Annotated in this window: 22 protein-coding genes; 3 read left to right on the top strand and 19 right to left on the bottom strand. The window is 63.3% G+C overall.

Annotated features, from left to right (window positions below):
- Window positions 1–19: 19 nt before the first annotated feature.
- Window positions 20–166, bottom strand: coding sequence for a hypothetical protein (locus tag F6X61_RS12345; protein WP_153786849.1), 147 nt, complete (start codon window positions 164–166; stop codon window positions 20–22).
- A gap of 417 nt (window positions 167–583) precedes the next feature.
- Complete coding sequence (locus F6X61_RS12340) at window positions 584–2650, bottom strand: TonB-dependent receptor domain-containing protein (RefSeq protein ID WP_153786848.1); 2067 nt, start codon at window positions 2648–2650, stop codon at window positions 584–586.
- A 218-nt stretch (window positions 2651–2868) separates the two neighbouring features.
- Between F6X61_RS12340 and F6X61_RS12335 the strand changes: the two genes are divergently transcribed.
- Both F6X61_RS12335 and F6X61_RS12330 read left to right on the top strand, forming a co-directional pair.
- Window positions 2869–3114 carry a response regulator transcription factor gene (locus F6X61_RS12335; protein ID WP_153786847.1) on the top strand — a complete coding sequence of 82 codons (246 nt, stop codon included), beginning with the start codon at window positions 2869–2871 and terminating at the stop codon, window positions 3112–3114.
- A gap of 14 nt (window positions 3115–3128) precedes the next feature.
- Window positions 3129–3491, top strand: a complete 363-nt coding sequence (locus F6X61_RS12330) for a hypothetical protein (RefSeq protein ID WP_153786846.1) — start codon at window positions 3129–3131, stop codon at window positions 3489–3491.
- Here the strand turns inward: F6X61_RS12330 and F6X61_RS12325 are convergent.
- Window positions 3488–3868, bottom strand: a complete 381-nt coding sequence (locus F6X61_RS12325) for a helix-turn-helix domain-containing protein (protein ID WP_153786845.1) — start codon at window positions 3866–3868, stop codon at window positions 3488–3490. The genes F6X61_RS12330 and F6X61_RS12325 overlap by 4 nt on opposite strands.
- Window positions 3869–4068: 200 nt before the next feature.
- Here F6X61_RS12325 and F6X61_RS12320 point away from each other — a divergent pair, with 200 nt between their 5' ends.
- Window positions 4069–4338 carry an ogr/Delta-like zinc finger family protein gene (locus tag F6X61_RS12320; RefSeq protein ID WP_153786844.1) on the top strand — a complete coding sequence of 90 codons (270 nt, stop codon included), beginning with the start codon at window positions 4069–4071 and terminating at the stop codon, window positions 4336–4338.
- Between the two features lie 50 nt (window positions 4339–4388).
- On the opposite strand, the gene nuoN is transcribed toward F6X61_RS12320, so the two are convergent.
- The 16 genes from nuoN to F6X61_RS12240 all read right to left on the bottom strand — a co-directional run bounded on the left by nuoN (window position 4389) and on the right by F6X61_RS12240 (window position 23178).
- A complete protein-coding gene (nuoN, locus tag F6X61_RS12315) occupies window positions 4389–5858 on the bottom strand; it encodes an NADH-quinone oxidoreductase subunit NuoN (protein ID WP_110993942.1) in 1470 nt (489 codons plus the stop codon).
- A gap of 7 nt (window positions 5859–5865) precedes the next feature.
- Window positions 5866–7398 (bottom strand): NADH-quinone oxidoreductase subunit M, encoded by a 1533-nt coding sequence (gene nuoM / locus F6X61_RS12310; RefSeq protein WP_110993941.1) that lies wholly within the window; start codon window positions 7396–7398, stop codon window positions 5866–5868.
- A 43-nt stretch (window positions 7399–7441) separates the two neighbouring features.
- Complete coding sequence (gene nuoL, locus F6X61_RS12305; RefSeq protein ID WP_110993940.1) at window positions 7442–9295, bottom strand: NADH-quinone oxidoreductase subunit L; 1854 nt, start codon at window positions 9293–9295, stop codon at window positions 7442–7444.
- Window positions 9292–9600 carry an NADH-quinone oxidoreductase subunit NuoK gene (gene nuoK / locus F6X61_RS12300; RefSeq protein ID WP_008096201.1) on the bottom strand — a complete coding sequence of 103 codons (309 nt, stop codon included), beginning with the start codon at window positions 9598–9600 and terminating at the stop codon, window positions 9292–9294. The genes nuoL and nuoK overlap by 4 nt, the downstream gene beginning before the upstream one ends.
- A 3-nt stretch (window positions 9601–9603) precedes the next feature.
- Window positions 9604–10104: an NADH-quinone oxidoreductase subunit J gene (gene nuoJ / locus F6X61_RS12295; RefSeq protein WP_110993939.1), complete on the bottom strand. Its 501-nt coding sequence runs from the start codon at window positions 10102–10104 to the stop codon at window positions 9604–9606.
- A 10-nt stretch (window positions 10105–10114) separates the two neighbouring features.
- Window positions 10115–10663: an NADH-quinone oxidoreductase subunit NuoI gene (nuoI, locus tag F6X61_RS12290; protein ID WP_011534620.1), complete on the bottom strand. Its 549-nt coding sequence runs from the start codon at window positions 10661–10663 to the stop codon at window positions 10115–10117.
- Between the two features lie 11 nt (window positions 10664–10674).
- Window positions 10675–11682, bottom strand: coding sequence for an NADH-quinone oxidoreductase subunit NuoH (nuoH, locus tag F6X61_RS12285; protein WP_110993938.1), 1008 nt, complete (start codon window positions 11680–11682; stop codon window positions 10675–10677).
- Complete coding sequence (gene nuoG / locus F6X61_RS12280; RefSeq protein WP_153786843.1) at window positions 11679–14393, bottom strand: NADH-quinone oxidoreductase subunit NuoG; 2715 nt, start codon at window positions 14391–14393, stop codon at window positions 11679–11681. The genes nuoH and nuoG overlap by 4 nt, the downstream gene beginning before the upstream one ends.
- A gap of 133 nt (window positions 14394–14526) precedes the next feature.
- The gene (gene nuoF, locus F6X61_RS12275; protein ID WP_125859387.1) at window positions 14527–15888 is read right to left on the bottom strand and encodes an NADH-quinone oxidoreductase subunit NuoF; all 1362 of its coding nucleotides are present in this window, start codon (window positions 15886–15888) and stop codon (window positions 14527–14529) included.
- A complete protein-coding gene (gene nuoE / locus F6X61_RS12270) occupies window positions 15885–16382 on the bottom strand; it encodes an NADH-quinone oxidoreductase subunit NuoE (RefSeq protein WP_012313767.1) in 498 nt (165 codons plus the stop codon). The genes nuoF and nuoE overlap by 4 nt, the downstream gene beginning before the upstream one ends.
- Window positions 16383–16384: 2 nt before the next feature.
- Complete coding sequence (nuoC, locus tag F6X61_RS12265) at window positions 16385–18166, bottom strand: NADH-quinone oxidoreductase subunit C/D (RefSeq protein ID WP_153786842.1); 1782 nt, start codon at window positions 18164–18166, stop codon at window positions 16385–16387.
- 79 nt (window positions 18167–18245) lie between these two features.
- Window positions 18246–18923 carry an NADH-quinone oxidoreductase subunit B family protein gene (locus F6X61_RS12260; protein WP_008096180.1) on the bottom strand — a complete coding sequence of 226 codons (678 nt, stop codon included), beginning with the start codon at window positions 18921–18923 and terminating at the stop codon, window positions 18246–18248.
- Between the two features lie 9 nt (window positions 18924–18932).
- Window positions 18933–19346 (bottom strand): NADH-quinone oxidoreductase subunit A, encoded by a 414-nt coding sequence (locus F6X61_RS12255; protein ID WP_153786841.1) that lies wholly within the window; start codon window positions 19344–19346, stop codon window positions 18933–18935.
- Window positions 19347–19727: 381 nt separating this feature from the next.
- Window positions 19728–20390, bottom strand: a complete 663-nt coding sequence (locus F6X61_RS12250) for a lysoplasmalogenase (RefSeq protein WP_153786840.1) — start codon at window positions 20388–20390, stop codon at window positions 19728–19730.
- 229 nt (window positions 20391–20619) lie between these two features.
- Window positions 20620–21945: an isocitrate lyase gene (gene aceA, locus F6X61_RS12245; RefSeq protein WP_023630475.1), complete on the bottom strand. Its 1326-nt coding sequence runs from the start codon at window positions 21943–21945 to the stop codon at window positions 20620–20622.
- Between the two features lie 498 nt (window positions 21946–22443).
- On the bottom strand, window positions 22444–23178 hold the full coding sequence (locus F6X61_RS12240; protein WP_110993965.1) for a secretin N-terminal domain-containing protein: 735 nt from the start codon (window positions 23176–23178) through the stop codon (window positions 22444–22446).
- Between the last annotated feature and the right edge of the window lie 208 nt (window positions 23179–23386).

Genomic DNA, 23386 nt, shown 5'->3' with positions numbered 1-23386 from the left:
CCCACCTTGCGCAAACACGTTACTCGTCGTTCAGTTGCTGCTTCTCGTGCTCAGCCAGGTGCTGCGCATCGATCTGCTGAGGCTGCACTTGGGTGGGTGCCTGGGTGATGGCCTCGGACGGCTCTTCGTGCTGGGAGTTGAAGCTGTAACCCATGTAGATGCCCATCTTTGATTCTCCGTACAAGTAGTGGTGCAACGACCATTTCGTTGCCGTTGGAATTCTTGCGAATCACCACTGCCTGTTTAAATGGGAGTTGTTTCCCTCTGCCTTGGTGCCAGTAAGGAATACGGATGGGGTAGGGGAACGCATGAGGGCGTAAAACCGGCAGCGCGCGATGGGAAAAGGCCTTGGCCTGCGTGGCGTTTGTATCTGCCGAGGCTGCAATTGCAGATGAAATAATTGTGGGTAACAGGGCGTGATGGCGCAGGCTTGTAGGTTCTGTTCAGTGCCGAAGCGGGAATAGCCTCAAGCGTGCCGGCGTTGTTTACCCAGGCCTGTAAGTCAAACCTTGCTCGATGGGCGTTGCGCCGCGCCTTGGTGAAATAACTCCATCAAGACGCGTATTCAGTGCCGGCCGTTGGCCTAGCGGAAACTGTAAGAAACGCCCAGATAAGCAGCGAAGCCTTCCCCCGGCGTCGAACGGGCGACATCCTTGCCGCCATCGTCATACCCCGGCGTCACCGTCGCCGCATAGCGCTTGTCGGTCAGGTTGCGCAGGTCCAGCCAGGTCTGCCAGTCACGTTTCGGCGAATCCCAGCCCAGCCGCGCGCCGAGCAGGGCGTAGGCGTCGGCGGGGTAGCTGTTGGCATAGTCCACCTGCACCTTGGAGGCCATCTGCGTATTCACGCCGGCGTAAAAACCCGCCGGCCAGTCGTAACGCAATTCGGCCTGGTAGTAATGCATGGGGATGCCGGGCAGGCGGTTGTCGCCGAACTTGTCGTCGTCGCGGTAGTGAAAGTCGCTGAAGGTGTAGGCCTGGCGCAGGCTCAGTCTGCCAGTGCCGGGCTGCTCCCATAGCGTGCTGTCCAGGCCGGCTTCGACGCCCTGGTGCACCGTGGGGCTGGCGTTGAATTCCTTGGGCAGCGCCCCTTGCACGATCTCCACGGCCAGCAGTTCATGGCGAACCTGCGAGTAGTACCAGGCCAGGTCCCAACGGCCCAATGCCGAATCGCCGCGTGCGCCCAGTTCCAGGGTGGTGGCGGTCTGGTTCTGCATTTCGATCGGCTGGGTCGCCGATGTCGAGCTCCAGACCAGCGACCACGGGTGCGGCGGCTCCACCGAACGGCTGAGGTTGCCGTATACCTGCAGGTCCGGGCGGATGTCGTAGCGCAGGCCCACACGCGGCGCGTAGTCCCAGTCGTGCTGGCTGACCTTGCCGCCCGTGGCGGGGTAGCTCACGTCGCTCTCGCGACGGGTGTAGATCGCGGCCAGCCCGGTGGTCAGCCACAAGTCGGGGATCAGCTCGAGGTCGTTGCCCACATGCAGCACGGTGTCCGAACCCTGGTAGCTGAAGTCGCGGCTGCGGGCGCCGAAGTTGTCGCCGCCGCTGCGGGCGAACTGCGAGGCACCGCTGTTGGGCAGGTGCTTGGTGGTGCGCCAGCCGACCGTTGTCTTGCTCTCGTGGCCGAACAAGGTGTCGCGACGCAAGTAGTTCAGGGTGCCGCTGACATCGGTGTAGGCAACCTTCAGGCGCATCGGGCCTTCGCGCAGGTCCATGGGGAAGTCGTGATAGACCAGCCCGGCCTCCAGGCGCGAATCGTCATCGAGGAAGAAGGTGGTCTTGTTGCCCACCCAGGTGCTGCCCGGCTGCGGGCGGCTGTCGTCGCGGGCCAGGTAGGCGGCGTTGGCAGCGCGCGGGTCGTGCTTGATCTGGTCCTTGGTCAGGCGCCCGGCAAGCTCGTTCTCGGTTTCGCGGTAGCGCAGGTAGAAGCGTGTTTCCAGGTTCGGGTTGAAGCGGTAGCCGAGGTTGGCGGCGATGCCCTTGGCGCTGCCACTGCTGTGCGCCTGGTAACCGTCGTATTCCGAATCGGTCAGGGCCACGTAATAGTCGAGGTTGCCCAACACCTGGCCGCTGCTGACATGCCGGTGCTGGTAGCCACGGCTGCCGACCTCGTAGCGCACCTGCAAAGGCGCGGCATCGTAGCCGGTATGGGTGACGTAGTTGATCGCCCCGCCCAGCGCGAGGGCGCCTTGGTCGAAGCCGTTGGCGCCGCGCAGCACTTCGGCGCGGCTCAGCCACAGCGGCTCGAACAGTTCGTAGGGCGTACCGCCGGGGCCGGTGAGCGGCAGGCCATCGAACATCGTGTACACGCCCGAGCCGTGGGCACCCGGCGCACGGTTGATGCCCGAGCCACGGATCGACAGCTTGATGCCATCGTTGCCCGCCGACTGGGCGAACACCCCGGGCTGGTAGGCGAGCACGTCCTGATTGGTGGCCACCCGGCCCTGACCCACCTTGTCCATGTCCACCAGGTTGCTGGCGCCGGGGATCTCGCGCAGGCGCTGGGCGGCGGCTTGCTGTTCGGTCTGCCCCTCGTCGTTGATCAACACCTCGCCGAGCTCGACCGCAGGTGCAGCCAGCGCAGGCTGGGTGGCACTGAAAGCAACCAGCAGGCTGATGCATGACGAGAAAGGCAAAACGCAACGCATTGTACGACTCCGGGCGAAAGGCGAATGGATAGCGGCGGTGAGACGAGCGAAATGCCTCTCGGAGCACGAAGAAATTTGCTAATCGCTCTGCGGCTTTCGTCAGACGGATTTGTAAGAAGCTTCTTTACAACCGGTGCGGGTAGCGATTCGCGGCTGTGCCTTCGTAAGTTGATTGCAATGGCTTCGACGCCTCCCTCAATCACCCGTGGAGTTCAAAGATGAACGCAGAAACCCAACAGGGCGTAAAAACGCCGGCGACAGACCCCGTGTACCTCACGCCCCGCGAGCGGCAAGTGCTGCTGTGGTGCGCCTATGGCAAGAGTTCCTGGGAAATCGGGCAGATCCTGGCGTGCAAGGAGTCGACGGTGAATTTCCACATTTCCAACATCCTGCGCAAGTTCGATGTTTCCACCCGTGTGGCGGCCGTGATCAAGGCGATCCGCTACGGCATGCTGGCCCACTAGCGAGGGTCCCGATCATGGATGAGCGTTCGTACATGGAGGAGCTGGGCGGTGCGTTGCTGGAGTGGATGGTACACGATGGCCACGTGCTGTTCTCGGCACTGTTGGCGGCGTTGCTGGTCAGTGTGACGGGCAATCGGTCGATCCCCCGTTCATCTTCGCGGCTGGCTCGGCGTAAGAAGCTCCTGCTGGTGTTCGTGACTGTCGGCGTAGGGCAGGTGTTCGAACCGTTGGTGCTGTCGCTGGCACCCATGCTGTCGCGAGGTATGGCGGCGTTCGTGGCGGCTGTGGTGGTGATCCCCATCAGCCTGAAGGTCATGGATTGGCTCGATACCCTGGACTTGCGCGAGCTTGTCGAGCGCTGGCGGAGCAGGCGTTAGCCCGAAGAGGGCTCGAGCAGGCGGGCGGTCAGGTCACTGACTTGCTGCTCCAGTTGCTGGATCCGCTGTTTTTCCTGGATGAACAGCAGGACCGCCTGGCGGTCGTCGAGTGGGAGCATGCGCAGTCGATGGAGTGCATCGCGCTCCCAGTCGTGTGCCTGTTCGTCGTTCGCTTGCCCAAGAAGGAGCCAGTCCAGCGAACAGGCATGCTGCTGTGCTATTTCTACGCATAATGAATACGGAATGCTGTCGCGTACCTTCCAGCTGCTGAGCGTCTGCGGGCTCACCGACAGAGACCTTGAAAGCTCAGCGTCAGTCTCTGCACCGGTCAGATGCTTCAAGCGAGCCAGGACCGCAGCAAGGGCTTTAGTACTCATAACAAATATCCATGACTGGTTTGGTCATATTCCATGGGCTTAAACTACTCGCTACAAATACAACCCCGAGTGACAAGGAGCATTTCTACAATGAGCAATACCTGGCTGAAGAATACACCGCTTGATGCAGACAATACTGATAGCGCAGAACGATTATTCCCGCTTCCTGCCTGCCTGAGCCGTGCTCGCAGGTACTTGCCGTGAGTACCTACAAGCTGGTTTGTCCCCATTGCCAGGGGCGGATGCGTGTACGTACCAGCGTAGGGCGGCATATCTTTCTGCGTGTTGCCTACCTGCAGTGCATCACCGAGGCGTGCAGCTGGGCGGTACGCGCCGAGTTCGAGATGACCCACGAACTGTCTCCCAGCGGCATGCCCAACCCGGAAGTCAATCTGCCATCGGCCAATGGCGAGCTGCGTAGTGCGGCGCTGCCCGAGGAAAATCGGTACGACAACGATGTCAGGGATTAGATAAAAAAACACCCCGCATGAGCGGGGTGTGTTTTGACGCTTGAAGCTGATCAGCCGATCAGCTGCAGGCCAGCCTGTTGCACCATTTCCAGCAGTGGCTGTGGGTACACACCCAGCACGAAGGCGAGGATGGCGATGGCCAGCAGCATCACGCCGCCGGTGCGCTGTTCCCACTTCAGCGGGGCGTCGTGGCGACGCAGGTTCGGCTCGACCAGGTACAGGGTGACCATGACGCGCAGGTAGTAGTAGACGCCGATGGCACTGCCCAGCACCAGGGCGCCGACCAGCCACCAGAGCTGCGACTCGACACCGGTGGCGATGATGTAGAACTTGCCGATGAAGCCAGCAGTCAGCGGGATACCGGCCAGCGACAGCATCATCACGGTCAGCACCGCGGTCAGGTACGGACGGCGCCAGAACAGGCCGCGGTACTCGTACAGGGCGTCGGCGTCACGGCCGGCGTAAGGCGAGGACATCAGGGTGATCACGCCGAAGGCGCCGAGGCTGGTGATCACGTAGGTGACCAGGTACACACCCATGGCTTCCATGGCCAGGCCCTTGCTGGCGACCAGGGCGATGACCAGGTAGCCGAAGTGGGCGATGGACGAGTAACCGAGCAGGCGCTTGAGGTTGCTCTGGGTCAGCGCCAGCAGGTTGCCGATCAGGATCGAGGCCACGGCGATGACCGCCAGTACGGTGCTCAGCACGCCGCTGCTGGCGGCAGGGGAGAGCATGAACAGGCGCACGACCACGGCGAACACCGCGACCTTGCTGGCAGTGGCCAGGAACGCGGCCACCGGCGCCGGGGCGCCCTCGTACACATCCGGGGTCCACAGATGGAACGGCACCAGCGACAGCTTGAATGCCAGGCCGACCAGCATCATGCCCAGGCCCAGCTGCGCCAGCAGGCTTGGCATGCTGGTGGCGGCCAGGGCCTTGCCCAGCTGGTCGAAGGTCAGGCTGCCGGCGTCGGCATACAGCAGGGCCATGCCGAACAGCAGGAAGGCGGAACCGGCGGCCGACAGCACCATGTACTTGATGCCGGCTTCCAGCGAGCGCTTGTTGAAGAACGCATACGCCACCAGGCCGTAGACCGGCACCGACAGCAGCTCCAGGCCGATGAACAGGCCGGCCAGGTGGTTGGCGCTGACCAGCACCAGGCCGCCCAGTGCCGACATCAGCAGCAGCAGGTAGAGCTCTTCACGGTTGCCCGGGAAGCCCTTGGAACCTTCGCCCAGATAAGCGTGGGCGAGGGTCACGCAGGCCAGCGTCGCCACCAGCACGATGGCCATGTACAGGCAGGCGAACTTGTCGATGGTGACCAGCGAGGTGACCGCCAGCGGTGCAACCTTGAGTGCCGGCAGGATCGACAGCAGGGCCAGGTTCAGGCCCACGGTGGACAGCAGGAAGGTCTGCGAGTGGTTGCGCTTCCAGGCGATCGCCAGCATCACCACCACCGTGGTGATGGTGGTGATCAGCATCGGCGCCAATGCGATGAAGTGTTGAGTGGTGAATTCCATAGCGCTCTTACCGGGCCGAAGCGAGTTGAGTGAAAGCGGAACCGAGCCACTGCTGCACACCGCTCATGGTGGCGGCAGAGGTGTCGAGGAACGGCTGCGGATACACGCCCAGCAGGATCAGCAGGCCAGCCAGGCCCAGCACCATGACCATCTCGCGGGTATCCATGCCGGCCAGCACGGTGTCGGCCTTGGCCGGGCCGAAGTAGGCGCGGTGGATCATGATCAACGAGTAGACCGAACCGAACACAAGGCCGGTGGTGGCAATCACGGTGATCCACGGTACGTGGGCGAAGCTGCCGATCAGGATCAGGAACTCACCGACGAAGTTGCCGGTGCCTGGCAGGCCCAGCGACGCGGCGGCGAAGAACAGGCTGATGGCCGGCAGGTAGGCGATGCGGTGCCACAGGCCACCCATCTGGCGCATGTCACGGGTATGCAGGCGCTCGTACAGCTGGCCGGACAGGATGAACAGCGCGGCGGCCGACAGGCCGTGGGCCAGCATCTGGATCACCGCGCCTTGCAGGGCCTGCTGGCTGCCGGAGTAGATGCCGATCAGCACGAAGCCCATGTGCGAGACGCTGGAGAAGGCGATCAGGCGCTTGATGTCGGTTTGCGCGAAGGCCAGGAAGGCACCGTAGAAGATACCGATCAGGCCCAGGGTCATGGCGATCGGCGCAAACTCGGCCGAGGCGTTCGGGAACAGCGGCAGGGCGAAGCGCAGCAGGCCGTAGGCCGCGGTCTTCAGCAGGATGCCCGCCAGGTCCACGGAACCTGCGGTCGGTGCCTGGGCGTGAGCGTCAGGCAGCCAGGAGTGGAACGGCACCACCGGCAGTTTCACCGCGAAGGCGATGAAGAAGCCCAGCATCAGTACGTATTCCACGCCAGCCGGCAGTTCGGCCTTGAGCAGGTCGCTGTAGTTGAAGGTCAGCACACCGGTGGTGTTGTAGTTGACCAGCACCAGGCCAAGGATCGCCACCAGCATGATCAGGCCGCTGGCCTGGGTGAAGATGAAGAACTTGGTCGCCGCGTAGATCCGGGTCTTCTTGCCGTCCGACGAACTGTGACCCCAGAGCGCGATGAGGAAGTACATCGGCACCAGCATCATTTCCCAGAAGAAGAAGAACAGGAACAGGTCCAGGGCCAGGAATACACCGACCACACCGCCGAGGATCCACATCAGGTTGAGGTGGAAGAAGCCGACGTGGCGCTGGATCTCTTTCCACGAGCACAGTACCGACAGCACGCCGAGCAGGCCGGTCAGCAGGATCATCAGCAGCGACAGGCCGTCCAGGGCCAGGTGCACGCTGATGCCGAAGCGCTTGATCCACTCGAACTTGTATTCGAGGGCCCAATGCGGTTCGGCGCCCGGCGCCGGGGCCAGGGTGTAGTCGCCGTTAGCCCACAGCCACAGGCCGATGCCGAGCAGCAGGGACATGGTCAGCAGCGCGATCCAGCGGGGCAGGGTGGCGCCGAAGCGCTCACCCAGCCAGCACAGGAGGCCGCCGATGAAGGGGATCAGGATCAGCCAAGGCAAAATCATGACGGGTTGGTTTCCTTTGGCAAAGTCGCAAGGTTCTTCATAGTCATACCGCAGCCACTACCACGGCGCCCAGCACCAGTACGGCGCCGACGGCGATCGAGGCGGTGTACCAACGCAGCTGGCCGGTCTCGGTCTTGCTCATGGCGACGTTGCCGCCGCGAGCCATCCGTGGGATCAGGCCGATGCTGCGGTCCACCGGGTCCTTGCGCAGGATGTGGCAGATCAGCAGGTAAGGTTTGACGAACAGCTTGTCGTAGATCCAGTCGAAGCCCCAGGCGGCGAACCACCAGGCCGACAGGACGCGACCGATACCACTGTTGGCGATGCTGCTGACGAAGCGGCGCTTGCCCAGGAACAGCAGGGCCGACAGCAGGATACCGGCGATGGCGATGGCGCCCGAGGCGATCTCCAGCGAGTGCTTGGCTTCGCCACCGGCGTGGCCGGCGCTCTCAGGCAGCACGCCTGCCAGTGGCGGGTGAATCCAGGCGCCGATGAAGGTCGACAGCACGATCAGCACGCCCAGCGGCAGCCAGTGGCTGATGCCGTGGCCGGCGTGGGCTTCGGTCTTGGCTTCGCCGTGGAAGGCGATGAAGATCAGGCGGAAGGTGTACAGCGAGGTCATGAACGCGCCGACCAGGCCGGCGTACAGCAGGCCGGTATTGCCGCTGGCGAAGGCTTCCCAGAGGATCTCGTCCTTGGAGTAGAAGCCCACGGTCAGGATCGGCAGGGCGGCCAGTGCAGCGCCACCGACCACGAAGCTGGCATAGGCCAGCGGCAGTTTCTTCCACAGACCGCCCATCTTGAAGATGTCCTGCTCGTGGTGGCAGGCAACGATCACCGCACCGGAGGCAAGGAACAGCAGGGCCTTGAAGAAGGCGTGGGTCATCAGGTGGAAGATCGCCGCATCCCACGCGCCAACGCCCAGGGCCAGGAACATGTAGCCGATCTGGCTCATGGTCGAGTAGGCGAGGATACGCTTGATGTCGGTCTGCACCAGCGCGGCGAAGCCGGCCAGTACCAGGGTCACGCCACCGACGACACCTACCAGGTGCAGCACGTCCGGCGCCAGCAGGAACAGGCCGTTGGTACGGGCGATCAGGTACACGCCCGCGGTCACCATGGTTGCGGCGTGGATCAGTGCCGAAACCGGGGTCGGGCCCGCCATCGCGTCGGCCAGCCAGGTCTGCAGCGGCAGCTGGGCCGATTTACCGACCGCGCCGCCCAGCAGCATCAGGGTGGCCAGGACCATCCAGGTGTCACCGGCCTGGAACTTCTGCGGTGCCAGCACCAGCAGTTCCTGCACGTTCAGCGTGCCCAGCTGGGCGAACAGGATGAACAGGCCGATGGCCATGAACACGTCGCCGATGCGGGTGACGATGAATGCCTTGAGCGCCGCGTTACCGTTGTTGCGGTTGCTGTAGTAGAAACCGATCAACAGGTACGAGCACAGGCCCACGCCTTCCCAGCCGAAGTAGATGAACAGCAGGTTATCGCCCAGCACCAGGAACAGCATGCTGGCGATGAACAGGTTGGTGTACGAGAAGAAGCGCGAGTAACCGGCTTCGCCACGCATGTACCAGGAGGCGAACAGGTGGATCAAAAAGCCCACGCCGGTGACCACGCCCAGCATGGTGACCGACAGGCCATCCACGTACAGGGTGAAGTTCGGCGCGAAGCCGTCCACCGACATCCACTGCCACAGCAGCTGGCTGTACGCACCGCCCTCAGGCGGGGCGACGTTGAACTGCCAGATCACGTAGGCAGCGGTGGCCGCCGACAGACCGACCGAGCCGACGCCGATCAGCGCGGACAGGTTCTCCGAGAACCGTCCACGGGAGAACGACAGCAGCAAGAAGCCGATCAGGGGGAATACGAACGTCAGGAAGATAAGGTTCATCCGCGCATCTCACTGGCAGCATCGATGTCGAGAGTGTGGAAGCGGCGATACAGCTGCAGCAGGATCGCCAGGCCAATGCTGGCCTCGGCGGCTGCCAGGCTGATCACCAGAATGAACATCACCTGGCCGTCGGGCTGGACCCAACGGGCACCGGCGACGATGAACGCCAGGGCAGAGGCGTTCATCATGACTTCCAGGCTCATGAGCACGAAGAGGATGTTGCGGCGGACCATCAGGCCAACCAGACCTAAGCAGAACAGGATGCCGGCGACCGCCAGACCATGCTCGAGAGGGATAGCACCCATGATTTACTCCTTCGCCTCGTTGCGGCCCAGGTGGAAGGCGGTGACGGCTGCCGCGAGCAGCAGCATCGAGGCCAGTTCGACCACCAGCAGGTACGGCCCGAACAGGCTGATGCCGACTTCTTTGGCGCTGACGGTAGTACCGCTGATGGCGGCGCCCGACGGGCTGACGAACAGCACGTACAGCAGCTCCAGCAGCAGCAGGGCGGCGAGGATCACCGGCCCCGCCCAGATGCCGGGCTTGAGCCAGCCGCGTTCCTGGGCGACCGAGGCCGGCCCGAGGTTGAGCATCATCACCACGAACACGAACAGCACCATGATGGCACCGGCGTAGGCGATCACTTCCAGGGCGCCGGCAAACGGCGCACCGAGGGAGAAGAAGATCATCGCCACGGAAATCAGCGAGATGATCAGGTAGAGCAGGGCGTGCACCGGGTTGGTGCCGGTCACCACGCGCAGCGTGGAGACAACGGCGACACCGGATGCGAAGTAGAAAGCGAATTCCATCTTTCTGTCCTTATGGGAGCAAGCTCTTCACGTTGATCGGCTCGGCTTCGTTCTGCGCAGAGCCTTTCGGCTTGCCAGCGATGGCCATACCGGCAACACGGTAGAAGTTGTAGTCAGGGTTCTTGCCGGGGCCGGAGATCAGCAGATCTTCTTTCTCGTACACCAGGTCCTGACGCTTGAACTCGGCCATTTCGAAATCCGGGGTGAGCTGGATCGCGGTGGTCGGGCACGCTTCTTCACACAGGCCGCAGAAGATGCAACGCGAGAAGTTGATGCGGAAGAACTCGGGGTACCAACGACCGTCCTCGGTCTCGGCCTTCTGCAGCGAGATGCAGCCGACCGGGCAGGCCACCGCGCAGAGGTTGCACGCCACGCAGCGCTCCTCGCCGTCGGGGTCGCGGGTGAGGACGATGCGGCCGCGGTAGCGCGGCGGCAGGTACACGGGTTCTTCGGGGTACTGCAGGGTGTCGCGCTTGCGGAACCCGTGGGAGAACACCATCACCAGGCTGCGCAGCTGAGTGCCGGTGCCCTTAACGATGTCGCCGATATACTTGAACATGGGTCAAATCCTCACTGGGCCGCGACGGCTGGCGTGTTGTAGAGCACGATCGCAGCGGTCACCAGCAAATTGATCAGGGTCAGCGGCAGGCAGAACTTCCAGCTGAAGTCCATCACCTGGTCATAGCGTGGGCGCGGGATCGAGGCGCGCAGCAGGATGAACAGCATGATGAAGAACGCGGTCTTCAGGGCGAACCAGAAGAACGGCAGCTGCGGCAGCAGGTCGAACGGACCGTGCCAGCCACCGAAGAACAGGGTGACCAGCAGCGCCGAGATCAGGATGATGCCGATGTATTCACCAACGAAGAACATGCCCCATTTCATGCCGGCGTATTCGATGTGGTAGCCGTCGGCCAGTTCCTGTTCCGCTTCCGGCTGGTCGAACGGGTGACGGTGAGTCACGGCGACGCCAGCGATGAAGAAGGTGCAGAAGCCGAAGAACTGCGGAATGATGAACCACAGGTTCTGGGCCTGGTATTCAACGATGTCGCGCATGTTGAACGAGCCAACCTGCACTACCACGCCCATCAGCGCCAGGCCCAGGAACACCTCGTACGACACGGTCTGCGCCGAAGCACGCAAGCTGCCCAGCAGGGCGTACTTGTTGTTCGACGACCAGCCGGCGAACAGCACCGCGTAGACCGAAAGGCCAGCCATGGCGAAGAAGAACAGCAGGCCGATGTTCAGGTCGGCCACGCCCCAGCCCGGGGTGATCGGGATGATCGAGAAGCCGATCAGCAGGGCGCTCATGGCCACGACCGGCGCCAGGGTGAAGATCATCTTGTCGACGAAGGGCGGGTTCCAGTCTTCCTTGAAGAACATCTTCAGCATGTCGGCAGCGATCTGGAACATGCCGAACGGGCCGACGCGGTTCGGACCGTAACGGTCCTGCCACCAGCCCAGCAGGCGACGCTCGACGAAGCTGAGCAGGGCGCCGCAGACCACCACGGCCAGCAGCACCACGATGGCCTTGACGACCTGAATGATCACGTCGATCACTTCGGGGGTGAACCAGCTCATTGTGCTGCCTCCTGCAGGCCTTCGACGGATGCACCGAAGATGGCGGGCGGAATGCCGGCCAGGCCTTTGGGCAACGCAACCAGGCCAGCGCCCAGCTCTTCATTGATACGCAGCGGCAGGCGCAGCGACACACCGGCCACGTTCAGGCTCAGCATCGCGCCGTCGTTGACGCCCAGGCGGTCGGCTTCGGACTTGGCCAGGCCGACGTAGGCGGCCGGGATGCGCTCCTGCACGGGGGCGGCGCGCGAGGAGGACTCTTCGCTGCCGAACAGGTGGAAGAACGGCACGGCGGTCCAGGTGCCACGGGCCGGGTTGAACGCGCCAGGAATGGCGGTGAACCAGCTCAGGCGGTCGCCTTGGGATTCGATCAGACGCACGCCCGGGTCACCGGCACGCAGGTGGCCGCCGACTTCGTCCTGGAACTTGTTCCAGGCTTGCGGCGAGTTCCAGCCCGGCGACCAGGCGAACGGCACCTGCTGACGCGGTTCGGCCGAACCCGAGTAGCCTTCCATGGAGAAGGCGAACGCGGTGTCCTTGTCCTGCGGGGTACGCGGCTCGTGCACGCTGATGTTGGCGCGCATGGCGGTACGGCCCGAGTAGCGCAGCGGCTCGCGGGCCAGCTTCATGCCCTTGATGCGGAACGCGGCGCTTGGCGCTGCGTTGACGATGCCGGCCAGTTGCGGGGCGGCTTCGGCGCAGGCGCTGGTGACGTGGTCCAGCTGGGTCCAGTCCACCGGCTTGTTGAGCAGGGTGGCACGCAGGGCGTGCATCCAGCGCCAGCCTTCGTGGATCTGGATGCTGCTGTCCAGGTACTGCGGGTCGAACACCTGGAAGAAGCGCTGGGCACGGCCTTCCTGGCTGACCAGGGTGCCGTCGCCTTCGGCGAACGAGGCGGCTGGCAGCACCAGGTGGGCGCGGTCCAGGGTCGGGGTCTTGGAGTGGTCGGCGACGATCACCACCTTGGCTGCGGCCAGGGCGGCGTCGACCTTGGCGGCCGGTACGCGGGCGTACAGGTCGTTTTCCAGCACCACGATGGCGTCGGCCTTGCCGCTGATCACGGCGTCCAGTGCAGCGTCGATGGACTCACCGCCCATCATCGCCATGCCGAGGCTGTTGGCCTCAGGAACCACCAGGCTCAGCGAGCCGTTCTTCTCGCGCAGCTTGAGGGCCTTGGCGATGTTGGCGGCGGCTTCGATCAGCGCAGGGTCGGCCAGCGAGGTACCGGCAACCACCAGTGGGCGCTGGGCAGCGACCAGGGCGTCGGCGATGCGCTGGGCCAGGGCCTTGGCTTCGCTGTCCAGGCCTTCGACGGCAGGGGCGCTCGGGTCGATGGCGTGGGCCACGGCGAAACCGATGCGGGCGAGGTCGGCGGGAGCGGCGTGTACACACTCTTCGGCCACGTCGTCCAGCTTGGTTTCAGCCAGCGAGGCGATGAACAGCGGGTACAGCGCGTGCTGGCCGATGTTCTTCACCGCAGCGTCCAGCCAAGGCTGTACGCGCATGGCGTCGGCCATGGCTTCGGCCTTGCCCTTGGTGGCCTGGCGTACGGCCAGGGCAACACGGGCGGCGGTCTGGGTGAGGTCTTCGCCGAGCACGAACACGGCGTCGTGGTCTTCGATGTCGCGCAGGGTCGGCACCGGCAGCGGGCTGTTGTTCAGCACGTTCAGCGCCAGGCGCACACGGGCCAGTTCACCGGCTTCCATACCCGAGTAGAAGTACTCGGCGCCGACCAGCTCGCGCAGGCCGTAGTTGCTTTCGAGGCTGGCGCGTGGCGAGCCGATACCGACGATGGTGCGGCCGCGCAGCAGGTCGGCGGCCTTGTCCAGGGCGGCGTCCAGGCTCAGCTTGCTGCCATCGGCGAGGAACGGCTGGCGTGGGCGGTCCTTGCGGTTGACGTAGCCATAGCCGAAGCGGCCACGGTCGCACAGGAAGTACTGGTTCACCGAGCCGTTGAAGCGGTTCTCGATGCGGCGCAGTTCGCCGTAGCGCTCACCCGGGCTGATGTTGCAACCGCTGGAGCAGCCATGGCAGATGCTCGGGGCGAACTGCATGTCCCACTTGCGGTTGTAGCGCTCGGAGTGGGTCTTGTCGGTGAACACACCGGTCGGGCAGACCTCGGTGAGGTTGCCGGAGAACTCGCTTTCCAGCACGCCGTCTTCAACGCGACCGAAGTACACGTTGTCGTGGGCGCCGTATACGCCCAGGTCGGTGCCGCCGGCGTAGTCCTTGTAGTAGCGCACGCAGCGGTAGCAGGCGATGCAGCGGTTCATCTCGTGGGCGATGAACGGGCCGAGGTCCTGGTTCTGGTGGGTACGCTTGGTGAAACGGTAGCGGCGCTCGTTGTGGCCGGTCATTACCGTCATGTCCTGCAGGTGGCAGTGACCGCCTTCCTCGCACACCGGGCAGTCGTGCGGGTGGTTGGTCATCAGCCATTCGACGACGCTGGCGCGAAACGCCTTGGACTCTTCGTCTTCGATGGAGATCCAGGTGCCGTCGGAGGCCGGGGTCATGCAGGACATGACGATACGACCACGGGTGTCGTTCTCGTCGGTGTACTGCTTGACCGCGCACTGCCGGCAGGCGCCGACGCTACCGAGCGCCGGGTGCCAGCAGAAATAGGGGATGTCGAGGCCGAGTGACAGACACGCCTGTAACAGGTTGTCCGCACCGTTGACTTCGAGCGCTTTGCCGTCTACGTGGATAGTGGCCATTGTTCAAAGTTCTTCGTTGGCCCGCGTGAGCGGGCGTGGCTAATGGAAATCGGTGAGCCTGCGGCCAGCCACGAGTCGTTCGGGCCGGCCAGCGGGCTGGCGGATGGCACGGACCATCCGCTGTTTCATCTTGTTATGCGCCGACCACGATCGGCTTCGCCAGGTTCGGGCGCAGGGTGCCAGCGCTTTCTGGCGCCACACCGGCCTCGAACTCCGAGCGGAAGTATTTGATGGCACTGCCCAATGGCTCGACGGCACCCGGTGCGTGAGCACAGAAGGTACGGCCTGGGCCGAGGAAGTTGACCAGACCCAGCAGGGTCTCGATGTCTTCGGCGCGGCCCTGGCCTTTCTCCAGGGCGCGCAGCATCTTCACGCTCCACGGCAGGCCGTCACGGCACGGGGTGCACCAGCCGCACGATTCGCGGGCGAAGAACTCTTCCATGTTGCGCAGCAGCGACACCATGTTGACGCTGTCGTCCACCGCCATGGCAAGGCCCGTACCCATGCGGGTGCCGACCTTGGCGATGCCACCGGCGTACATCTGCGCATCGAGGTGCTCGGGCAGCAGGAAGCCGGTACCGGCGCCGCCTGGCTGCCAGCACTTGAGCTTGAAGCCGTCGCGCATGCCACCGGCGTAGTCTTCGAACAGCTCGCGGGCGGTCACGCCGAACGGCAGCTCCCACAGGCCAGGGTTCTTCACCTTGCCGGAGAAGCCCATCAGCTTGGTGCCGTGGTCTTCGCTGCCTTCGCGGGCCAGCGACTTGTACCAGTCGTTGCCGTTGGCGACGATGGCCGGCACGTTGCACAGGGTCTCGACGTTGTTCACGCAGGTAGGCTTGCCCCACACGCCAACGGCGGCAGGGAAGGGCGGTTTGGAGCGCGGGTTGGCGCGGCGGCCTTCGAGCGAGTTGATCAGTGCGGTTTCTTCACCGCAGATGTAGCGCCCGGCACCGGTGTGCACGAACAGCTCGAAGTCGAAGCCCGAACCGAGGATGTTCTTGCCCAAAAGGCCTGCGGCCTTGGCTTCGTCGATGGCGCGGTTGAGGTTCTTCGCCGCGGTGGTGTATTCGCCACGCAGGAAGATGTAGCCGCGGTAGGCCTTCAGCGCGCGGGCGCTGATCAGCATGCCTTCGACCAGCAGATGGGGCTGTTGCTCCATCAGCATGCGGTCCTTCCAGGTGTTGGGCTCCATTTCATCCGCGTTGCACAGCAGGTAGCGGATGTTCATGGATTCGTCTTTGGGCATCAGGCCCCACTTCACGCCAGTGGGGAAGCCTGCGCCGCCACGGCCCTTGAGGCCGGAGTCCTTGACGCTCTGCACGATATCGTCGGCGGACATGTCGGCCAGCGCCTTGCGCGCGGCGGCATAGCCGTTCTTGGACTCGTACTCGGCAAGCCACACCGGCTCGCCGTCGTCACGCAGGCGCCAGGTCAGCGGGTGGGTTTCGGCGCTGCGCGCAATGCGGTTGGCCGGGCCGAAGGAAGTGATGGTCATACGTAACCCTCCAGCAGCTTGGAGACGCCGGCAGGTTGCACGTCGCCAAAGGTGTCGTCGTCGATCATCAGCGCCGGGGCCTTGTCGCAGTTGCCCAGGCAGCACACCGGCAGCAGGGTGAAGCGGCCGTCGGCGGTGGTCTGGCCGAGGCCGATGCCCAGCTCGCTCTGGATCTGGCTGACCACCGACTCGTGGCCGCCGATGTAGCAGACCATGCTGTCGCACACACGGATGATGTGGCGGCCTACCGGCTGGCGGAAGATCTGGCTGTAGAAGGTGGCCACACCCTCGACGTCGCTGGCGGGGATGCCCAGCACTTCGCCGATGGCGTAGATGGCGCCGTCCGGCACCCAGCCGCGCTCTTTCTGCACGATCTTGAGGGCTTCGATGGACGCCGCGCGCGGGTCCTCGTAGTGGTGCATCTCGTGCTCGATGGCCGAGCGCTCGGTTTCGCTCAGGGCGAAACGGTCGGTTTGGATAAGCGTGCTGTTCATGCTTAGCGGTCCACGTCAGCCATAACGAAGTCGATACTGCCCAGGTACGCGATCAGGTCCGCGACCATGCTGCCTTTGATCACCGAAGGGATCTGCTGCAGGTGCGGGTAGCTCGGGGTACGGATCCGGGTGCGGTAGCTCATGGTGCCGCCATCGCTCGTCAGGTAGTAACTGTTGATGCCCTTGGTCGCCTCGATCATCTGGAACGACTCGTTGGCCGGCATGACCGGGCCCCACGAGACTTGCAGGAAGTGGGTGATCAGGGTCTCGATGTGCTGCAGGGTGCGCTCTTTCGGCGGCGGCGTGGTCAGCGGGTGATCCGCCTTGTACGGGCCTTCCGGCATGTTGCGCATGCACTGGTCGATGATGCGGATACTCTGGCGCATCTCCTCGACGCGGACCATGCAGCGATCGTAGGCATCGCCGTTGTGGGCCAGCGGTACTTCGAACTCGAAGTTCTCGTAGCCGGAGTAGGGGCGGGCTTTACGCAGGTCGAAGTCGCAACCGGTGGCACGCAGGCCGGCACCGGTGGTGCCCCATTCCAGGGCCTCTTTGGTGTTGTAGGCGGCGACGCCGATGGTACGGCCTTTGAGGATGCTGTTCTGCAGGGCAGCCTTGGTGTATTCGTCCAGGCGCTTGGGCAGCCATTCGACGAAGTCCTTGACCAGCTTGTCCCAGCCGCGCGGCAGGTCGTGGGCGACGCCACCGATGCGGTACCAGGCCGGGTGCAGGCGGAAACCGGTGATCGCCTCGATCACGGTGTAGGCGCGCTGGCGGTCGGTGAAGGTGAAGAACACCGGGGTCATGGCGCCGACGTCCTGGATGTAGGTACCCAGGAACAGCAGGTGGCTGGTGATGCGGAAGAACTCGGCGAGCATGATGCGGATCACGTCGACTTTCTGCGGCACCTGGATGCCTGCCAGCTTCTCCACCGCCATCACGTACGGCAGGTTGTTCATCACCCCGCCGAGGTAGTCGATACGGTCGGTGTAGGGGATGAAGCTGTGCCAGGACTGACGCTCGGCCATCTTCTCGGCGCCACGGTGGTGGTAGCCGATGTCCGGGACGCAGTCGACGATCTCTTCGCCGTCCAGCTGCAGGACGATACGGAAGGCACCGTGGGCGGACGGGTGGTTCGGGCCCAGGTTGAGGAACATGTAGTCCTCGTTGGCGCCCGAACGCTTCATGCCCCAGGCTTCGGGGTTGAAGCGCGCCGACTCTTCTTCAAGCTGCTGCTTGGCGAGCGTCAGGCTGTAGGGGTCGAACTCGGTGGCACGGGCCGGGAAGTCCTTGCGCAGCGGGTGACCTTCCCAGGTCGGCGGCATCATGATGCGGGTCAGGTGCGGGTGGCCGGCAAAGTCGATGCCGAACATGTCCCACACCTCACGCTCGTACCAGTTGGCGTTCGGCCAGATACCGGTGACGGTGGGCAGGTTGAGGTCGCCTTCGCTCAGCGACACCTTGATCATCACGTCGCTGTTACGTTCGATCGACAGCAGGTGGTAGAACACGCTGAAGTCGGCAGCCGGCAGGCCGCGGCGCTGGGTGCGCAGGCGCTCGTCCACGCCGTGCAGGTCGTACAGCATGCTGTACGGCTTGGCGACGTTGCGCAGGAAGGTCAGGACTTCTTTGAGCTGGGCACGCTTGACCCACAGTACCGGCATGCCGGTGCGGGTTTCCTGGGCGACGAAAGCGTCGGCGCCGAATCGGTTGTGCAGTTCGACGACCACATCCTGGTCGTCAGCCTTGTAAGGCGGAATATAAATAGCGTTGTCCGCTGTCATGGTCTCGGTCGCTTTGGGTCAACGTTAAGAATGAAGCCAGGCCGCCGGCTCCTGGGGGAGCGGGCGGCAGGTCGCTGGATCAGACTTCGTCGGGGCTGCGCAGGTTGGTTACCGCGATACGCTGTTCGCGACGCAGGTCTTTCTGGGCAGGCATCTCGGCACGGTAAATGCCTTGATCGCCGACAACCCAGGAAAGCGGGCGTCGCTCCTGGCCGATCGACTCCTGCAACAGCATCAAGCCTTGCAGGAACGCCTCGGGGCGTGGCGGGCAGCCAGGCACGTACACGTCCACGGGGAGGAACTTGTCGACCCCTTGAACGACCGAGTAGATGTCGTACATGCCGCCGGAGTTGGCGCACGAACCCATGGAGATGACCCACTTGGGCTCGAGCATCTGCTCGTACAGGCGCTGGATGATCGGCGCCATCTTCACGAAGCAGGTACCGGCGATGACCATGAAGTCGGCCTGACGCGGCGAGGCCCGGATGACTTCGGCGCCGAAGCGGGCGATGTCGTGGGGCGCCGTGAAGGCCGTGGTCATTTCCACGTAGCAGCAGGACAGGCCGAAGTTGTACGGCCAGAGGGAGTTCTTGCGACCCCAGTTGACCGCGCCACGCAGCACATCTTCGAGTTTCCCCATGTAGATGTTCTTGTGGACCTGGTCCTCTAGCAGCTGATCGGTGACGGTTTCCCGTTCACCGACCGGGTACTGCTCGTTGGGCGCATCCGGATCGATTCTGGTGAGATTGTATTGCATGCCAAAGCCTCATTGTTTCAGCTTCGCTTGCCGCTTGCGGCGACCTTCGGGAGCCCAATCGAGCGCCCCGACGCGCCATAGGTAGACAAGACCTGCCAACAGAATTGCTATGAAAATGAGAGCTTCGACGAATCCGGTCCAGCCGCTTTCGCGGACGGACACAGACCATGCATACAGGAAGAGGGCTTCGATATCGAAGATCACGAACAGCATCGCGACCAGATAGAATTTGGCGGACAGGCGCAGGCGGGCGCTGCCGACGGGCAGCATGCCGGATTCGAAGGGTTCGTTCTTGGCGCGACCCCAGGCCTTGCTACCGAGCAGGCTGGACAGGCCGAGCATGAAGGCGCACAGGCCGACGACACCCAGGAGGAAGATGGCAAAGCCCCAGTTGTGGGCCATGAGTCCTGCCGAATCGGACATGCTAGAAATCCTTATACAGAGACCCAGCTCTGAAGTCTGAAATTAAGTAGAGCGGCGACGCGGTGTCGCAAGCGCAGTGACCAAATGTCGCAGCTGAATCAATCGCGCTGATTTTATGGGTAAACCCGGTGCAAGTAAAATTTCCGTTGCAAATTTATTCGTAGGTTTAAGAACAAAAACCGTTCGTAACTGGCTGAAAGCCTTGAGTTTCGGGCATTGCGCGCGGTTTTGTTAATTATGTTTCTTACCCGGCGTAATGACGGCTTAGTTGTGTAATGATAACTAATATCATTTGGATTGAGCTGTATTGATTTAGCAGTTCTGAGCCTTGCAAAGTTCATTGGCCAGCCTCGCCACTTGCAAATGCGAAAAACGCTCGTTCTAGCAGCTTCCAAGCTCGCGCGTACCGCTCTGGGTCAATGCTTCGGAGCTTGGGGTGCGGATCACCGAGGCGGCGATCAGCCACTGGCCGAGCCAGTAGAGCAGGATGATCAGGTATTGGGCGGCGGCAAACGGGCTGACGAAGCGGTCGATGCCGATCAGGCTATCGGAGAATACGAAGGCGCAGGCGCCCAGTGCTGCGACGCCGCCACAGGCCAGGGCGCGCCAGAGCATGCAGCCGATCGCCAGGGCGTACAGTGCCACCGGGATCAGCAGTGGGCCCAGGCCGTGGCTGGCGAGCAGGCCAAACAGCGAGCCACCTACCAGCAGTGCGAGTGCCAGTGAGGGATAGGCCGGGCGCAGGGTCAGGCTGCAGTAACCGCGCAGGTAGGCGAGGTGGGCGCAAAGGAACGCGGCCAGGCCGAACACGAACAGGTCGCGGGGGATGGCCAGGAGGATGTCGCCGAGCACCGAGAAGGCCAGGCCGATCATGATCCAGCGGCGATAGGGGGTTGCGGGTGTGGTGCTCAGCCAGGCGATCAGGGCGAGCACTGGAATGGGTTTGGCCAGCAGGCCGAGCAGGGCGTTGTCGCTGGCCAGTGCATATAGATAGAGGGCAGCGGCTGCGACGGCGATCAGGATCAGGTGGCTTGGACGGGGCATGGGCGGTCCTTGCTGCTAGGTAGCCACAAGCATAGACCTGAACACGGAGAATGCCTGTGCCGGCCCTTTCGCGGGTAAACCCGCTCCCACAGGTGCTGTGCTGTGCTGTGCTGGGCTCAGGGGCAGCGCCGATCCTGTGGGAGCGGGTTTACCCGCGAAGAGGCCGGTGCAGACAAAAGAAAGCCCAGGCTCCTGACGGAGCCTGGGCTTCATGTTCAGCTCACACCAATCAGTGGAACTGTTCTTCCTCGGTCGAGCCGGTCAGTGCAGTCACCGACGAAGCGCCACCCTGGATCACGGTGGTCATGTCGTCGAAGTAGCCAGTGCCCACTTCCTGCTGGTGCGCCACGAAGGTGTAGCCTTTGCTGGCGTCGGCGAATTCCTGCTCCTGCAGCTTCACGTAGGCGGTCATGTCGTTGCGGGCGTAGTCGTGCGCCAGGTTGAACATGCCGTGCCACATGTTGTGGATGCCGGCCAGGGTGATGAACTGGTGCTTGTAGCCCATGGCCGACAGTTCGCGCTGGAACTTGGCGATGGTGGCGTCGTCCAGGTTCTTCTTCCAGTTGAAGGAAGGCGAGCAGTTGTACGACAGCAGCTGGTCCGGGTATTCCTTCTTGATCGCTTCGGCGAAGCGGCGGGCCTCGTCCAGATCCGGCTTGGCGGTTTCGCACCAGATCAGGTCGGCGTACGGCGCGTAGGCCAGGCCGCGGGAGATGGCCTGGTCGAGGCCGGCGCGGACCTTGTAGAAGCCTTCACGGGTACGGTCGCCGATCACGAACGGCTGGTCGTACGGGTCGCAGTCGCTGGTCAGCAGGTCGGCGGCGTTGGCGTCGGTACGGGCCAGGATGATGGTCGGTACACCGGCAACGTCGGCGGCCAGGCGGGCAGCCACCAGCTTCTGTACGGCTTCCTGGGTCGGTACCAGAACCTTGCCGCCCATGTGGCCGCATTTTTTCACCGAGGCCAGCTGGTCTTCGAAGTGCACGCCGGCGGCGCCCGCTTCGATCATGTTCTTCATCAGCTCGTAGGCGTTCAGTACGCCGCCGAAACCGGCTTCGGCGTCAGCCACGATCGGCGCGAAGTAGTCGATGTAGCCTTCGTCGCCTGGGTTCTTGCCGGCTTTCCACTGGATCTGGTCGGCGCGACGGAACGAGTTGTTGATACGCTTGACCACGGTCGGTACCGAGTCGACCGGATACAGCGACTGGTCGGGGTACATCGACTCGGCCGAGTTGTTGTCGGCGGCAACCTGCCAGCCGGACAGGTAGATGGCCTGGATGCCGGCCTTGACCTGCTGCACTGCCTGGCCGCCGGTCAGGGCGCCCATGCAGTTGACGAAATCTTTTTCTGGGCGGAAGGACGGGTGGGCACCTTGGGTGACCAGCTTCCACAGTTTCTCTGCGCCCTGGCGAGCCAGGGTGTGCTCCGGTTGCAGCGAGCCACGCAGGCGAACGACATCAGCGGCGGTGTAGGTACGGGTCACGCCTTTCCAGCGCGGGTTTTCGGCCCAGTCTTTCTCGAGGGCTGCAATTTGCTGTTCGCGTGTCAGTGCCATGGAAATAAACCTCGTCGCATCGATCTTGAGTGTAATTGTGCTGATGCTCGACAAACGCGGGTCAGAGGGCCGGGCGGCTGTCCTGTTCGGGGGAGTGCGGCGGCGAACGCAAAAGGCTCGAAGGGGAAGGGTGTGCAGGCCAGGCGAAGGCGTGCGCTGCAGGTTGGCTCGTGGATGCCGTGCTGCGGTGCGGCGCGATTGCTGGTGACTGCGGTGATGCGCTTCCGTCCCTCGGGACAACTTCTTCGTTGCAGTCGCAATCCCGTCGAACCGCCTTGTGGGCCGTATGGACACGAAGCGCCTGCGCTGGTGGTGTGCAGGGCGCTCCGAAGACCCTTGCCAGGGCCTCTGATTAGCGGGAGCGAGGCCATCATGCCTTCGCCAAAAAGTGCCTGTCAACGATTTTGTAGTGCTTTTTTCTGGTTACTACATCTTTGGTCTAATGCGACTTGCTGGTCAGTTTCAAGGCCTTTGGTCGAGGCCTTGAATTGCCTGGGATCAGTCAAGAAGGTCGACTTTGACACGCAAAGTCATATTTTCCCCGCGCTGGGTGCTATAGCTGAGGCTTGACGCACTGCGCTCGGCCTGACTGTCCTGGTTGTAGCCTGCCAGTGTGATCCATTCACCCAGCCTGCCGGTGACCGTCGTGTCGGTACTTTGCACTTTCACTACATCGGCACGTTCCTGGCTCATTCGATCATTATTGGTGCTGATTTGCAGGCGTACCGTGTCGCCGGTCAGACGTGGGGTGACGTAGAAACCCTGGGTGACATTGCGGTATTGGGTGTCGCTCTGGATGCGCCCGTAGCCGTCGGTGGAGGTGCTGGTGATGGGGATGCTCTGGCCCACCTGGATCAGCGCCGGTTGCCCTTCGCTGGCCTGGATCTGCTGCAGGCCGCCTTCGCGGTTGGCGGTGCCGTAGTGGATGACCCGTGCATTGCCACGGTTGTCCTGGAAGTTGCTGTCGTTGTTGTCGACGCTGATCAGCAGGCGCTTGGGCGCGGTGTCCAGTTGTTGCAGCAGGGTGCGCAGATCGTCGATGCGTTCCTGGCTGGCATTGACGATCAGCTTGTCCTCGAAGGTGCTGACGCTGCCGTCCTTGCCCAGGAACGACTGGGCGGCAGGCAGCAGTTCGGCGCTGCTGCGGTGTTGCAGGGGGATGACCTCGGTGGCGGCCTGGGCGGTGAGGCTGGCGGCCAGCAGCAGTGAGGCGAGGAGGGGGCGTAGCGGCATGTCCATGATCTCCGCGGGTTGAGTGAACATGATGGCAAATTTGTCGGCATCTTGCCGGGTGTGGATCACAAGGCTGTGAATGAATGTGCGGTGGCCGCTGCAAGGCAAATTCCGTAACATCGCGACCCTCGATTTCAGGCTCACACCTCAGGCGCTCTTTGCGTGGGAGCGGGCTTGCCCCGCGATGGCGTCAGCAGGCCGATTGTTT

This window comes from Pseudomonas sp. EMN2 (assembly GCF_009650555.1).
GTDB lineage: Bacteria > Pseudomonadota > Gammaproteobacteria > Pseudomonadales > Pseudomonadaceae > Aquipseudomonas > Aquipseudomonas sichuanensis.
The sequence above is the reverse complement of the archived record's forward strand: the minus strand, read 5'-3'. Positions and strand labels throughout refer to the sequence as shown.